Genomic DNA, 13,935 nt, shown 5'->3' with positions numbered 1-13,935 from the left:
TTCATTGAACGCGAAAGAAGGTGCTCAGCCCTGCTGCTGCGCCTCGAACGCCGCCGCCGCCCGCCCCAACCGGTCATTGACCGCGATCCACTCGATCGTCTCCGGCAGCTTCTCAATGAGAATGCGCGAGACGTTCGCGCGATCGAGCGCGCGCAGCAAGCCATACAGCTCGCGCGCATATTCCTGCGGCTCTTCCGGCGCGGCGACGAAGTGCACGCCCTGTGCCTGCGCCCAATCGCCCGCGCGCGAGGCGCGCGCCACGAGCGCCACCGTTTCGCCCGCATCGCGCGCTGCCGCCAGCAGCGGCTCCAGCGCCTCGAACGGCAGCAGCGCGAGCGGCGTGCGCGGCGCATAGTGCGCCTTGAGCGTACCCGAGGCGCGCGGCGCCGTGGCGTCCGAGCCGTCGGGCAAGCGCGGCGCCTCGCCCAGCACGCGCGCGATGTCGTGCGGCGTCACGTGGCCGGGCCGCAGCAACGCGGGAAATCCGCGGGAGAGATCGAGAATCGTCGATTCGATGCCCACGTCGCATGCGCCGCCGTCGAGCACATGCACCGCCGCGCCGAATTCGTCACGCACGTGCTGCGCCGTGGTCGGGCTCACGTGGCCGAAGCGGTTCGCCGACGGCGCCGCCACGCCGCCATGACCGCCGCGACGCGCAGAAAACGCCGCCAGCAGCTGCTGCGCGACCGGATGCGACGGGCAGCGCAGCCCCACCGAGTCCTGACCGCCGCTCACGGCATCGGGAATGCGTTCGTGGCGTTTGACGATCAGCGTGAGCGGGCCGGGCCAGAATGCATCGACGAGCTTTTGCGCCGCCTCGGGCCACTCCGCTGCCCAGTACTGCGGGTCGCCGCCCGGCGGCAAGTGCACGATCACCGGATGGTTCGCCGGCCGCCCTTTGGCCGCGTAAATGCGCGCGACTGCCTCGGGGCTCGCCGCATCGCCGCCCAGACCATAGACGGTCTCGGTCGGGAACGCTACCAGCTCGCCCGCGCCGAGCAGCGCGGCGGCGTGCTCGATGTCGGCATCGGTCAGAGTCGGCGCGCCATCGTGCGGCGCGTTCTGCTGATCAGACATGATGCGGCTCAACCTCAGCTCGTGGCGATGTGCAGCAGGCGCGCGCAGTCGCGTGCGGCCGTGCGCGCTTCGTCGAGCGTCGGCGCAGTGAAGTTCACGTGGCCCATCTTACGGCCCGCACGCGCTTCTTCCTTGCCGTACAGATGCAGGCGCGCGGCCGGCATCGCGGCCACCTGGTCCCACGGCGGCGTGACGGGCGCGGCGCCCTTCTGGGGCTTCGCCTCGCCCACGGCGCAGGGGAACCACACGTCGCCGAGAATGTTCAGCATCACGGCCGGCGAGTGCTGGCGCGTGTCGCCGAGCGGCATGGCCGTCATGGCGCGCACCTGCTGCTCGAACTGGCTCGTGGCGCACGCATCGGTCGTGTAGTGGCCCGAGTTGTGCGGGCGCGGCGCCATTTCGTTGGCGACGAGCGAGCCGTCTTCGAGGATGAAGAACTCCACGCACAGCACGCCCACATAGCCGAGCTTCGCCGCGATCTGGATCGCCGCCTGCTGGGCCTGCTGAACGAGCGCCGGGCTTGCGTCCGGCGCGGGCACGATGGTGTGCGAGAGCACGCCGTTGCGGTGCGTGTTCTGCGCGAGCGGATAAACGACGGCCTTGCCGTTCGTGCCGCGAGCGATCAGCGCGCTCACCTCGAACTTCAGCGGCAGGCGCTTTTCCAGCACGCACGGCACGCCGCCGAGCGACGCATGCGCCTCGCGCACTTCTTCGGCGTTGGAGACACGAATCTGGCCTTTGCCGTCATAGCCCATGCGCGCGGTCTTGAGAATGCCCGGCAGCACGGCGGCGAGCGTCTTGTCGTCGATGCCGGCGAGCGCCTGCGACGACTCGATCACCACGTGCGGCGCGACCGGCACGCCGGCCGCCGCGATAAAGCGCTTCTCGGCGATGCGGTCCTGCGCCACCGCCACGCAGCGTCCAGCCGGGCTCACGAAGGTCGACTTCGCGAGCGTGTCGAGGCTCGCCGCGGGCACGTTCTCGAACTCGGTCGAGATGGCCGCGCACAGACGCGCGAGTTCGGTGAGCGCCGCTTCGTCGTCGTACGCGGCGCAGATGTGGCGGTCGGCCACGGTGCCCGCGGGGCTCGTCGCGTCGGGATCGAGCACGGCGACGCGATAGCCCATCGCCTGCGCGGCAAAGCAGAACATGCGGCCGAGCTGGCCGCCACCCACCATGCCCAGCCAGGCGCCGGGCAGGATCGGTGAAACCGGTGAATTGTCAGGAGTCATCTTCGTGGTCGGCCGCGGGGTGGCCGCGGCGCGTGGGGACGATCAAAGCGGGACGATCAAAGCGGGGGCAGCACCATGGCATGCGCCGCTTCGTTCTGGCGCACACGGAAGGCCGCGAGCTTGTTCGCGTATTCGGTGTTGGTCACGCTCAGGATCGAGACGGCGAAGAGCGCCGCATTGGCCGCGCCCGCCTCGCCGATGGCGAAGGTCGCGACCGGGACGCCCTTGGGCATCTGCACGATCGAGTGGAGCGAATCCACGCCCTTCAGATACTTGCTGACCGCCGGCACGCCCAGCACGGGCACCGTGGTCTTGGCCGCCAGCATGCCCGGCAGGTGCGCCGCGCCGCCCGCGCCGGCGATGATCGCGCGCAGGCCGCGCTCGCGCGCCTTTTCCGCGTACTCGAACATCTCGTCGGGCATGCGGTGCGCCGAGACCACCTTGGCCTCGTACGCGACGCCGAACTCCTGCAGGATCGCGACCGCGTGCTTCATCGTGTCCCAGTCGGAGCTGGAGCCCATCAACACGCCGACGAGCGGCGCCGCATGCTGGTGAGCCGTCTGAACTTCGCTCATTGTGCTTCCTTTTTCCCTCTTCTCGCTCACGCGAGCTTTTGACCCGTGAGACGCTCGAGCGCCTCCTGATACTTTGCCGACGTTTTGGCGATCACTTCGTCGGGCAGCTTCGGCGCCGGCGGCTCCTTCTTCCAGTCCTGGGTTTCGAGCCAGTCGCGCACGAACTGCTTGTCGAACGACGGCGGGTTCGAGCCCACCTGGTACTGGTCGGCCGGCCAGAAGCGCGACGAGTCGGCGGTGAGCGCCTCGTCCATCAGATACAGCTGGCCGTGGTTGTCGAGACCGAATTCGAACTTCGTGTCGGCGATGATGATGCCGCGCGTGGCCGCGTAGTCGGCGGCTTCCTTGTACAGCTTGATCGAAATATCCTTGATGGTGCGCGAGAGCTCGGTGCCGATGCGGCGCTCCATCTCTTCGTACGTGATGTTCTCGTCGTGGTGGCCCATTTCGGCCTTGGCTGCCGGCGTGAAGATCGGCTCGGGCAGCTTTTGCGCATTCTGCAGGCCCGGCGGCAGTTCGACACCGCACACGGCGCCCGTTGCCTGATAGTCCTTCCAGCCGCTGCCGGCAAGATAGCCGCGCACCACGGCTTCCACGAGGATCGGCTCGAGGCGCTTCACCACGACGGCGCGGCCCCTGACCTGCTCGACTTCGTCAGCGGCCACCACCGTTTCAGGCGCGACGCCCGTGAGGTGGTTCGGCACGACGTGCTTGAGCTTTTCGAACCAGAAGTCGGCCATCTGGTTGAGCACCTCGCCCTTGCGCGGAATCGGCTCGCCCATGATGACGTCGAACGCCGACAGACGGTCGGTGGTGACGATCAGCAGCTTGTCGTTGCCCACGGCATAGTTGTCGCGGACCTTGCCGCGGCCGAGAAGCGGCAGCGAGCGGAGCGTGGATTCGTAGAGGGTAGACATCGTCGTGATTCGCTAAAAGGACAATCGAAACGGAGGCGGGTTCGGTCCAGAATCGCGGTTGCAACCGCGCGCGGAAACCGTAAAACCGAAGGTATTGCGAGGGTAAACCAAAAACCGGCAAATTTCCCGGAAAAGCCCATCGCCGTTCCCCCAAAACAGGCGGAAACGGCGATGTTTGCTACTCGAGGCGCACAGCGCCCGGCACAGAAGCTCGCTTAGCGAATGATCTGCGCGAGTTCGCCCGATTTGTACTTCTCGGCGATCTTGTCGAGCGAAACCGGCTTGATCTTGCCGGCCTGGCCTTCGCAGCCGAACGCGAGGAAGCGGTCCAGGCACACCTTCTTCGCGGCTTCGCGAGCCGGCTTCAGGTAGTCGCGCGGGTCGAACTTCGACGGATTTTCATACATATAGCGACGGATCGCGCCCGTGATCGCCAGACGCAGGTCGGTGTCGATGTTGATCTTGCGCACGCCGTGACGGATGCCTTCCTGGATCTCTTCCACCGGCACGCCGTACGTTTCCTTCATGTCGCCGCCGAATTCGCGGATCTCGGCCAGCAGTTCCTGCGGCACCGACGACGAACCGTGCATCACGAGGTGCGTGTTCGGAATGCGCGCGTGGATTTCCTTGATGCGCTGGATCGACAGAATGTCGCCCGTGGGCTTCTTGGAGAACTTGTACGCGCCGTGCGAGGTGCCGATGGCGATGGCCAGCGCGTCGCACTGCGTGAGCTTCACGAAGTCGGCGGCCTGCTCCGGGTCCGTCAGGAGCTGCTCGCGCGTCATGGTGCCTTCGGCGCCGTGACCGTCTTCCTTGTCGCCCTTCATCGTTTCCAGCGAACCGAGCACGCCCAGTTCCGCTTCGACCGTCACGCCGATCGAGTGCGCCATTTCGACGACCTTGCGCGAAACTTCGACGTTGTACTCGTACGATGCGACCGTCTTGCCGTCGGCTTCGAGCGAGCCGTCCATCATCACACTGGTGAAACCGCTGCGGATCGCTGCCATGCAGACTGCCGGCGACTGGCCGTGGTCCTGGTGCATCACGACCGGAATATGCGGATACGACTCGACCGCGGCTTCGATCAGGTGGCGCAGGAAAGGCTCACCCGCGTACTTACGCGCGCCGGCCGATGCCTGCATGATCACCGGCGAACCGACCTGGTTCGCGGCTTCCATGATCGCCTGGACCTGTTCCAGGTTGTTCACGTTGAACGCGGGCAGGCCATAACCGTGTTCAGCCGCGTGGTCCAGCAGTTGACGCATTGATACGAGAGGCATTGTTGCTACTCCTTTGATTTGAAACGAAATGCTTCTGCCGCCGACTGTCTTGCGCAGCCGGTCGAGGGCGGCCTGGCAGCCGCCGCCCGCGTGACCTGCCGCGGGCTCGATGGCGTGATTTTATCGCGAAGCGCGTCCGATCCCGGCACCAGGCACGTAACTGGCATGAAATTGGCGTATCGGAGCGTCAGAACCGCGAGAAGATGCAAAAAGCGTCGACAGCCCGTGCGCCGTTTTTATGGCGTACGGGCTTCAATTGCGGGGAAAAAGCGTCTAAACGGCACCGATCTTACGTCGATCTGATACCAGTGTGGTACCAGTCGACGTCGACCGCATTTATTTTCGGGAGTCGCGAAAATAAAGCGAAAAAAATCGCCGCGCGGTTACCGCACCGAAGTTAGAGCACGTCGCCGACGCGCACGATCTTCAGTGTGTTCGTGCCGCCCGGCTGCCCCATCGGCTCGCCCACGGTCAGCACGACCATGTCGCCGTGCGACGCGTAGCCCTTGCTGACCACCACTTCGATGGCTTGCTGCAGCGCCGTGTCGCGGTCGCTGCTCGTATCGAGGTGCAGCGGCGTGACATTGCGATAGAGCGACATGGCGCGCTCGCTGCCTGCACGCGGCGTGAGCGCGAAGATCGGCACATGGGTCCAGTGACGCGACATCCAGAGTGCGGTCGAGCCCGACTCCGTAAGCGCGACGATCGCCTTCGCGCCCAGGTGATAGGCCGTGAACAAGGCGCCCATGGCGATCGACTGGTCGATGCGCGTGAAGGTGCGGTCGAGGAAGTCCTTGTCCAGTTCGGATTGCTCCGACTTCTCCGCTTCCAGACAGATCGCGGCCATGGCCTCGATGGTCTGCACCGGGTACTTGCCCGCGGCCGATTCGGCCGAGAGCATCACGGCGTCCGTGCCGTCGAGCACCGCGTTGGCGACGTCCGAGACTTCGGCGCGCGTAGGCACCGGCGCGTGGATCATCGACTCCATCATCTGCGTGGCTGTGATGACGAGTTTGTTCGAGTCGCGCGCCATGCGGATCATGCGCTTTTGCAGCGCCGGCACGGCGGCATTGCCCACTTCCACGGCCAGGTCGCCGCGCGCGACCATGATGCCGTCCGACGAATCGAGAATTTCCTGCAGCGCCGGAATCGCCTCGGCGCGCTCGATCTTCGCGATCATCTTCGGCTTGATGCCGTAAGGCGCGCCCGCGATGTTCGCGAGCTGGCGCGCCATTTCCATGTCGGTGGCGTTCTTCGGGAACGACACGGCGACGAAGTCCGCGCCCAGCGACATGGCCGTGCGGATGTCTTCCATGTCCTTCGCGGTGAGCGCGGGCGCCGTCAGCCCGCCGCCCTGGCGGTTGATGCCCTTGTTGTTCGACAGGTCGCCGCCCACGCGCACGATCGTGTGGATCTCGCTGCCGATCACGCGCGCGACGTCGAGCACGATCAGGCCGTCGTTGAGCAACAGGATGTCGCCCGGCTTCAGGTCGCGCGGCAGATCCTTGTAGTCGAGACCGACGCGCTCGTCATTACCGAGCTCGCATTCGGCGTCGAGGATGAACGGATGGCCCGGCTCGAGCGTCGTCTTGCCATTCTCGAATTTGCCGACGCGAATCTTCGGGCCTTGCAGGTCCGCCATGATCGCAACTTCGCGGCCAGCCTGGCGGGCGCAGTCCCGCACCATTTCAGCACGCTGACGATGGTCGTCGGCGGTGCCGTGCGAAAAGTTGAGGCGCACCACGTCCAGTCCTGCGCGGATCATTTTCAGCAGGATGTCCGGCGTGCTGGAAGCCGGACCGATGGTGGCGACAATCTTGGTGGCGCGATGCATGAGTCTCCTCGTCTGGATAGGATCGCTGGGAAAACCGTTGCTGCGAGAAGTGCTGGCCGGCTGCGCCGCGGGTGCGGATGCGCCGGAACGCGCACCGGGTGTACCCGGCGTCGCTTTCTTGGAGGACACCGCAGGGCTCACATGAGCCGCTACGGCGCTGTCTACATGCGTAGTCGTATTCGATGCGGGCGTGGCTGTGCGCCCTGTCGGATTCTGTGCGGCTGTCGATTCAGCAGTCGACTGCGTCGCCGCAAGGTCCTTTTCGGCAGCGGCGGCGGGGGTCGCGTCGGCCCCCGCCTGGTCCGTCTCTGCCTGGGGCGCTGCGCGCCCCTTCTGTTTTGCTGCGGCCCCGGCTGCGCTGCGCGACTTCTGTGCGCCTGCACGAGGAAGTTTGCTCATGGCCTTCCCGGCCGGGGCGCGCGGCGCCACTTAACCAGCCGCCCGCGTTTCGAGCACTTCGACCGCCGGCAGCTTCTTGCCTTCGAGGAACTCGAGGAAGGCGCCGCCGCCGGTGGAGATATAGCTGACCTTCTCGGCGATGTTGTACTTCGCGATGGCTGCGAGCGTGTCGCCGCCGCCCGCGATCGAGAAGGCGCCCGAACTGGCGATCGCATCCGCGAGCGTCTTCGTGCCGTTGCCGAACCGGTCGAACTCGAACACGCCGACCGGGCCGTTCCACACGATCGTGCCGGCCTGCGCGAGCTGCGCGGCGAGTGCGTTGGCGGTGACGGGACCGATGTCGAGGATCATGTCGTCGTCTGCCACGTCGGCCACGTTCTTCGTCTCGGCCCTGGCCGTCGGCGAGAATTCCTTGGCGGTCACGACGTCGGTCGGGATCGGCACGGAGGCGCCGCGCGCGCGCGCCGCGTCGATGATGGCCTTCGCATCGTCCACCAGATCGGCTTCGGCGAGCGACTTGCCGATCTTCAGGCCCGCGGCCAGCATGAACGTGTTGGCGATGCCGCCGCCGACGATCAGCTGATCGACTTTCTCGGCCAGCGACTTGAGGATGGTGAGCTTGGTCGAAACCTTCGAGCCCGCCACGATGGCCACCAGCGGACGCTTGGGCGCGCCGAGCGCCTTGCCGAGCGCGTCGAGTTCGGCCGCGAGCAGCGGACCCGCGCAGGCGACGCTCGCGTACTTCGCGATGCCGTAGGTCGTGGCTTCGGCGCGATGGGCGGTGCCGAACGCGTCGTTCACGTAGATATCGCAGAGCTTCGCCATCTTTTGCGAAAGCTCGTCCGAGTTCTTCTTTTCGCCCTTGTTGACGCGGCAGTTTTCGAGCAGCACCACGTTGCCCGGCTCGACGTTCACGCCGTTTTCAACCCAGTTCGCGACCAGCGGCACGTCGCGGCCGAGCAGTTCGGCCAGACGCTTCGCGACCGGCGCGAGGGAGTCTTCGGGCTTGAATTCGCCTTCGGTCGGGCGGCCCAGGTGCGAGGTGACCATGACGGCCGCGCCGGCGTCGAGTGCGGCCTTGATGGCCGGCACGGAGGCGCGCACGCGGGTGTCTTCGGTGATGTTGCCGTGGTCGTCCTGCGGCACGTTCAGGTCGGCGCGGATGAATACGCGCTTGCCCTTCAATTTGCCTTCGGAGATCAGATCGGAAAGACGCAGAACCTTGTTCATGGGCATGTCATCTTGATGGTGGGAAGGCGGTGGCAAGGCGATGCGGCGCCGCGGGCCTCATTCTGGCGCGGCAAGACGTGCGGGACGGCACGGCGCGGGATCCGGTTTGAACGCTGTTTCGGGTCGCGGCTCCATGTCGCTGCTCGTCGCTGGCACGAGCCGGCATCGATTGCGAGATCGGTATTTTAGCTGATAGCCAGGACGATCAGAGACGTGTCCAGGCGAATCTCCCGTATTTGGGCAGACGCTGCTCGCCGGGCGGGCGTTCGCGCGATTTGCTGCGATGCAGCATGGGCTAAACCCAAAAAAATATTCATGCGGAACACGCGCGAAACGACCCTAAAATCGCCCGAAATCCCCGCCCCAAGCGCCCGCGGGCGCGCTGGAAGGCGTCAAATGACGCTAAAATAATCGTCTTTGCCAACCGCAGCCACGCGGCGCGCGGCGAAACCCCTATATAAGCCCGATATTTACTGCACTTGTCTGGAGATTCGTATGTCAATGGCCGACCGCGACGGCAAGATCTGGATGGACGGCAGGCTGATTGATTGGCGCGACGCCAACATTCACGTGCTGACCCACACGCTGCACTACGGCATGGGTGTCTTCGAAGGTGTACGCGCCTATCAGACCGCCGACGGCAGCACCGCGATCTTCCGCCTCGCCGAGCACACCAGGCGTCTGCTCAACTCGGCCAAGATTTTCCAGATGGACGTGCCGTTCGACGCGAAGACGCTCGCCGACGCGCAGCTCGAAGTCGTGCGCGCGAACAGGCTCGAGTCGTGCTACATCCGCCCGATCATCTGGGTCGGCTCGGAAAAGCTCGGCGTTTCGGCCAAGGGCAACACCATTCACGTGGCCATCGCCGCATGGCCGTGGGGCGCCTATCTCGGCGAAGACGGCCTTGCCAGGGGCATCCGCGTGAAGACGTCGTCGTTCACGCGCCATCACGTGAACGTGTCGATGGTGCGCGCCAAGGCTTCGGGCTGGTATGTGAACTCGATCCTCGCCAACCAGGAAGCCACCGCCGACGGCTACGACGAAGCGCTCCTGCTCGACGTGGACGGCTATGTCTCGGAAGGCTCGGGCGAGAACTTCTTCCTCGTGAACAACGGCAAGCTGTACACGCCGGACCTCGCGTCGTGCCTCGACGGCATCACGCGCGACACGGTCATCACGCTCGCGCGCGACATGGGCATTCCCGTGATCGAAAAGCGCATCACGCGTGACGAGGTGTACACCTGCGACGAAGCGTTCTTCACGGGCACCGCCGCCGAAGTCACGCCGATCCGCGAGCTCGACAACCGCACCATCGGCAGCGGCTCGCGCGGCCCGGTCACGGAGAAGCTGCAATCGGCCTTCTTCGACGTCGTTTCGGGCAAGAACGACAAGTACGCGCACTGGCTCGCGAAGGTCTAAGACAAAAGGTCCGGGCGCGCCAACGCCTGGCCCCCACAGCTACACAGAGAATCGTCCTCATGAGCGAAATCAAGGAAATGCCGCTGGTCGAACTTTCGGCCAAGGATCTGCCCGCTTACTGCCCGAATCCGTCGATGCCGCGCTGGAGCAACCACCCGCGCGTGTTCCTCGACGTGACGCACGGCGAAGCGAAGTGCCCGTACTGCAGCACGCGTTACAAGCTGCGCGCGGGCGAGGTCGTCCACGGCCACTGACGCGTTTCGCCTCACTCGCGGCGCGCTGTCGTTGCATGCGGCGGCGCGTTTTACGTGCTGCCGCCGCCCGTTCACCGGCGCGCGGCTTCTCGTCATTTTCCCAACCGTGTTTCGCGCGCGGCCCAATCCGCCCCCATGCCGGCCCGAGCCGGCGCGAGGCGGGCAAGCCGCACGTGCAACCTTTACCCTCTCCGGACCCTGACTCCCGATGCGCCGCGCGCTGGTAATCGCACCGAACTGGATCGGTGACGCACTGATGGCGCAGCCGCTTTTTTCGCGGCTCGTGAAACTGCACCCGCGCATTCAGATCGATGCGCTCGCGCCAACCTGGGTTGCGCCCGTGCTCGAGCGAATGCCCGAGATCCGCGACGTCTACGCCACCGACCTCGGCCACGGCAAGCTGCAGCTGCTGCGCCGCTGGCAACTGGCGGGCGATCTGCGCGCCGAACGCTATGACGCCGCCTATGTGCTGCCCAATTCGCTCAAGTCCGCACTGATCCCGTGGCTCGCCAATATCGGGCTGCGCATTGGCTACACGGGCGAGAACCGTTACGGCCTCTTGAATGTGCGCCATGCGAATCCGCCCAAGGACGAGCGCCCGCCGATGGTCAGCCACTACGCCGCGCTCGCCTACGCGCCCGGCGCGAGCGTGCCCGACGACCTGCCGATGCCGCGCCTCGAGTCGGACCCGAACGAGGCGTCGCGCGTGTCGGCGCGCTTCAATCTCGATACGCGCGTGCCGCTGCTCGTGTTCTGCCCCGGCGCCGAGTACGGCCCGGCCAAGCGCTGGCCGCCCGAGCATTTCGCGGCGCTCGCGAAGATGGTGGGGCAGTCGTTCCCGTACACGCAGATCGTCGCGCTCGGCTCGCCGAAGGACGCCCCGCTCGCCCAGGCGATTGCCGATCGCGCGCCGAACGTGCGCAACCTGTGCGGGCAGACCGCGCTCGGCGAGGCGTGCGCACTGATCTCGCGCGCGAACGCCGTAGTGACCAACGATTCGGGCCTGATGCACGTGGCCGCCGCGCTGCGTCGGCCGCTCGTCGCGCTGTACGGTTCGACGGATCCGCGCCACACGCCGCCCTTGTCCGAGCTTGCAAAGGTACAATGGCTCCATCTCGAATGTAGTCCCTGCTTTGCGCGAGAGTGTCCGCTCGGGCATCTGAACTGCCTGCGCGAACTGAGCCCGGAGCAGGTTTTCGGCGATCTACGCGGCATGCTGCTCGGGCAGCGATAAGGAACAGGCATCGCCAGCAGCGTTGGGTGGCTATGTGCCGCCCGCCACGCTGAAAACATCGCGCACACAAATGGATGTGCGCCACGCAACGGACGCCATGCGCGTTGCGCGCGCCCAATAGAGGCAACGAGGCGCGGGAGGGACCCATGCGCCGCATCGGAGCACGTCACAGGCCTGTCTCGCGAAAGCGGCATGCTCGCGGCAAACGCGCGGCACGCAGCGACAGCCGCACAACGACGCAACCGATCAATCGCCAACCCGCGCCCAGGTAGACGCCGAATGCGACACCGAGCGCACAAGACCAACGAGCCATGCCACGTTTTGCCCACATCTTCGAAGCCGCCGCGGACACCCTCAACGCGTACTACCAGGCCGTCGCGGAAGTCAACATCGACAGCTTGATGGGTCTGTGGATCGATGAAGAGTTCGTGAGCTGCATCACGGCGGAAGGCGCGCACCTGCACGGCCTGCCGAGCATCCGCGCGGGCCTCGCCGCACAGCTCGAAGCGGCGCCGGTGTCGATCGAGCCGCTCGACATCCGTGTGTACGACAGCCTCGGCACCGTGGTCTACGCGATCGTGGAAGCGCACCGCCCGGTTGATCCCAGTGCGATTCCCACCATGGTCTTCACGACCTACGTGATGGTTCACGAGCGCGGCGAGTGGCGCATTGCGCACATTCACGCGAGCCGCATGCCCGACGACGCAGCCACCCAGTTCTCGGCCAGATTGCGCCACGGCCAGGGCGCGCTGCACTGACATAAGGGCGCAAAGCAGGGGGCAGTGATGAGTACGACCGACGACACCAGCAGGCCCGGCGACGCAGCCCGCGTCGCGGCCGCGCTCGATGCCCAGACCGCCCTGCTCGGCCCCCACTACGACAACGACTACCGCGCGCCGTTCTGGCTGCCCGGTGCGCACATCCAGACCATCGTGCCGGCGCTGTTCTCGCGCCTGCCCGCGCCCGCCTACCGCCGCGAGCGCTGGGACACACCGGATGGCGACTTCATCGAAGTGGACTGGCTGGACGGCAAGCGTGCCGGTGCGGATTCACACAACGCCCCGCTTTTCGTCCTGTTCCACGGCCTGGAAGGCGGCTCGAGCTCCCACTACGCGCGCGCGCTCGCTGCCGCCGCGCAGGCGCGCGGCTGGCATGCGGCGATCCCCCACTTTCGCAGCTGCAGCGGACCGCTGAACCTGCTGCCGCGCTTCTACCATCTCGCCGATTCCGCCGAAGTCGACTGGGTGCTGCGCCGCTTCGCTGCCCGCCACGCGGGGCCGCTCGTGGTCGCGGGCGTGTCGCTCGGCGGCAACGTGCTGCTGCACTGGCTTGCCCAGCGTCGGGAAGACGCCGCGATCGTCGCGGCCGCCGCGGCGATCTCCACGCCGCTCGATGTGCATGCAGGCAGTGAGATGCTGACGCAGGGTTTCGGCATGATCTACACGCGCAGCTTCCTGAAGACGCTGAAAGTGAAGGCGCTCCAGAAACTCGAGCAGTACCCCGGCCTGTTCGACGCGCAAGCCGTGCTCGCCAGCCGGACGATGTACGAATTCGACAATGTCGTGACGGCGCCGCTGCACGGTTTTCGCGACACCCACGACTACTACACGCAGGCGACGATCCGCCCGAAGCTCGGCGAAATCGCCGTCCCCACGCTCATTCTGAACGCGCGCAACGATCCGTTCCTGCCGGGCCGCGCGCTGCCCGCGCGCCACGAAGTGAGCGCCGCCGTCGAGCTCGATCAGCCCGCGCACGGCGGCCACGTCGGCTTCATGACGGGACCGTTCCCTGGCCGCAGCGACTGGCTTTCGCAGCGCGTGTTCGCTTATCTCTCGCCTTTCGTCTCTCATGGATGACATCGTCAAACAGGCGCTCGCGCGCTGGCCCAACGTCCCGCATTGCACGGGCTGGCTGCTGCTCGACGCACGCGGCAACTGGCGCATGCGCGACGAGGCCGCCCAGGCGCAGAACGCACCCGGCACCGCGATCCGCCACGAAGCGCTGCTCGGCTTCATCAACCGCAATTACGAGCGCGATGAACACGGCCAGTGGTACTTCCAGAACGGGCCGCAGCGCGTGTACGTCGAGCTCGAATACACGCCGTGGATCGTGCGTCTCGCCGCGGGTCACGAGGGCGACGACGCGTTGACGCTCACCGATCAGGGCGGTCAAGCGTTCGAGCCTGTGGCCGCCTACCTCGACGAAGCGGGCAGCGTGATCTTCGCCGATGCGAGTTCGCCGCCGCGCGCGGCGCTGCTGCACGACCACGACCTCGACCTCTTCACCGACCACGCCACGCTCGCGGACGACGCCCACAGCGGCACCTTCCACTGGCGCGCCGGCGCCGCGCTGCCGCTGCAGCCGGTCAAGCGCGCCGACGTAAGCACGCGCTTCGCCTTCGTGGCGAGCCCGGCGCGCGCCGAGCGCGAAGCGCAGGCCGCGGGGCACGGCGCGAGCGGCACGCCGCCTGCATCCGCGGACTGA

Annotated in this window: 13 protein-coding genes; 6 read left to right on the top strand and 7 right to left on the bottom strand. The window is 66.4% G+C overall.

Annotation, left to right across the window (positions count from 1 at the left end):
* Positions 1-24 precede the first annotated feature (24 nt).
* From ACOJB8_RS12165 to ACOJB8_RS12135, 7 genes are all read right to left on the bottom strand, one after another.
* Positions 25-1,077, bottom strand: a complete 1,053-nt coding sequence (locus tag ACOJB8_RS12165; protein WP_475012709.1) for an L-threonylcarbamoyladenylate synthase — start codon at positions 1,075-1,077, stop codon at positions 25-27.
* A gap of 14 nt (positions 1,078-1,091) precedes the next feature.
* The gene (locus ACOJB8_RS12160; protein ID WP_069262846.1) at positions 1,092-2,309 is read right to left on the bottom strand and encodes a 5-(carboxyamino)imidazole ribonucleotide synthase; all 1,218 of its coding nucleotides are present in this window, start codon (positions 2,307-2,309) and stop codon (positions 1,092-1,094) included.
* A 56-nt stretch (positions 2,310-2,365) separates the two neighbouring features.
* A complete protein-coding gene (gene purE, locus ACOJB8_RS12155) occupies positions 2,366-2,884 on the bottom strand; it encodes a 5-(carboxyamino)imidazole ribonucleotide mutase (protein ID WP_028205944.1) in 519 nt (172 codons plus the stop codon).
* A 26-nt stretch (positions 2,885-2,910) separates the two neighbouring features.
* Entirely contained in the window at positions 2,911-3,801 is an 891-nt protein-coding gene (locus tag ACOJB8_RS12150) for a phosphoribosylaminoimidazolesuccinocarboxamide synthase (protein WP_342948449.1), read from the bottom strand.
* A gap of 215 nt (positions 3,802-4,016) precedes the next feature.
* Complete coding sequence (fba, locus tag ACOJB8_RS12145) at positions 4,017-5,081, bottom strand: class II fructose-bisphosphate aldolase (RefSeq protein WP_475012707.1); 1,065 nt, start codon at positions 5,079-5,081, stop codon at positions 4,017-4,019.
* A gap of 397 nt (positions 5,082-5,478) precedes the next feature.
* A complete protein-coding gene (pyk, locus tag ACOJB8_RS12140; protein ID WP_069262849.1) occupies positions 5,479-6,915 on the bottom strand; it encodes a pyruvate kinase in 1,437 nt (478 codons plus the stop codon).
* 429 nt (positions 6,916-7,344) lie between these two features.
* A complete protein-coding gene (locus ACOJB8_RS12135; RefSeq protein ID WP_475012705.1) occupies positions 7,345-8,544 on the bottom strand; it encodes a phosphoglycerate kinase in 1,200 nt (399 codons plus the stop codon).
* A 495-nt stretch (positions 8,545-9,039) separates the two neighbouring features.
* Between ACOJB8_RS12135 and ACOJB8_RS12130 the strand changes: the two genes are divergently transcribed.
* The 6 genes from ACOJB8_RS12130 (at position 9,040) to ACOJB8_RS12105 (ending at position 13,935) form a co-directional block, all read left to right on the top strand.
* Positions 9,040-9,963: a branched-chain amino acid transaminase gene (locus tag ACOJB8_RS12130; RefSeq protein ID WP_342948446.1), complete on the top strand. Its 924-nt coding sequence runs from the start codon at positions 9,040-9,042 to the stop codon at positions 9,961-9,963.
* A gap of 59 nt (positions 9,964-10,022) precedes the next feature.
* The gene (locus tag ACOJB8_RS12125; RefSeq protein ID WP_028205950.1) at positions 10,023-10,217 is read left to right on the top strand and encodes a zinc-finger domain-containing protein; all 195 of its coding nucleotides are present in this window, start codon (positions 10,023-10,025) and stop codon (positions 10,215-10,217) included.
* 208 nt (positions 10,218-10,425) lie between these two features.
* Positions 10,426-11,451 carry a lipopolysaccharide heptosyltransferase II gene (gene waaF / locus ACOJB8_RS12120; protein WP_069262852.1) on the top strand — a complete coding sequence of 342 codons (1,026 nt, stop codon included), beginning with the start codon at positions 10,426-10,428 and terminating at the stop codon, positions 11,449-11,451.
* 311 nt (positions 11,452-11,762) lie between these two features.
* On the top strand, positions 11,763-12,209 hold the full coding sequence (locus tag ACOJB8_RS12115; RefSeq protein WP_069262853.1) for a nuclear transport factor 2 family protein: 447 nt from the start codon (positions 11,763-11,765) through the stop codon (positions 12,207-12,209).
* Positions 12,210-12,236: 27 nt separating this feature from the next.
* On the top strand, positions 12,237-13,307 hold the full coding sequence (locus tag ACOJB8_RS12110; RefSeq protein WP_368605576.1) for a YheT family hydrolase: 1,071 nt from the start codon (positions 12,237-12,239) through the stop codon (positions 13,305-13,307).
* Positions 13,300-13,935, top strand: coding sequence for a DUF2946 family protein (locus ACOJB8_RS12105; protein ID WP_069262855.1), 636 nt, complete (start codon positions 13,300-13,302; stop codon positions 13,933-13,935). The genes ACOJB8_RS12110 and ACOJB8_RS12105 overlap by 8 nt, the downstream gene beginning before the upstream one ends.

The organism is Paraburkholderia sp. BR10141 (assembly GCF_056155635.1).
The sequence above is the reverse complement of the archived record's forward strand: the minus strand, read 5'-3'. Positions and strand labels throughout refer to the sequence as shown.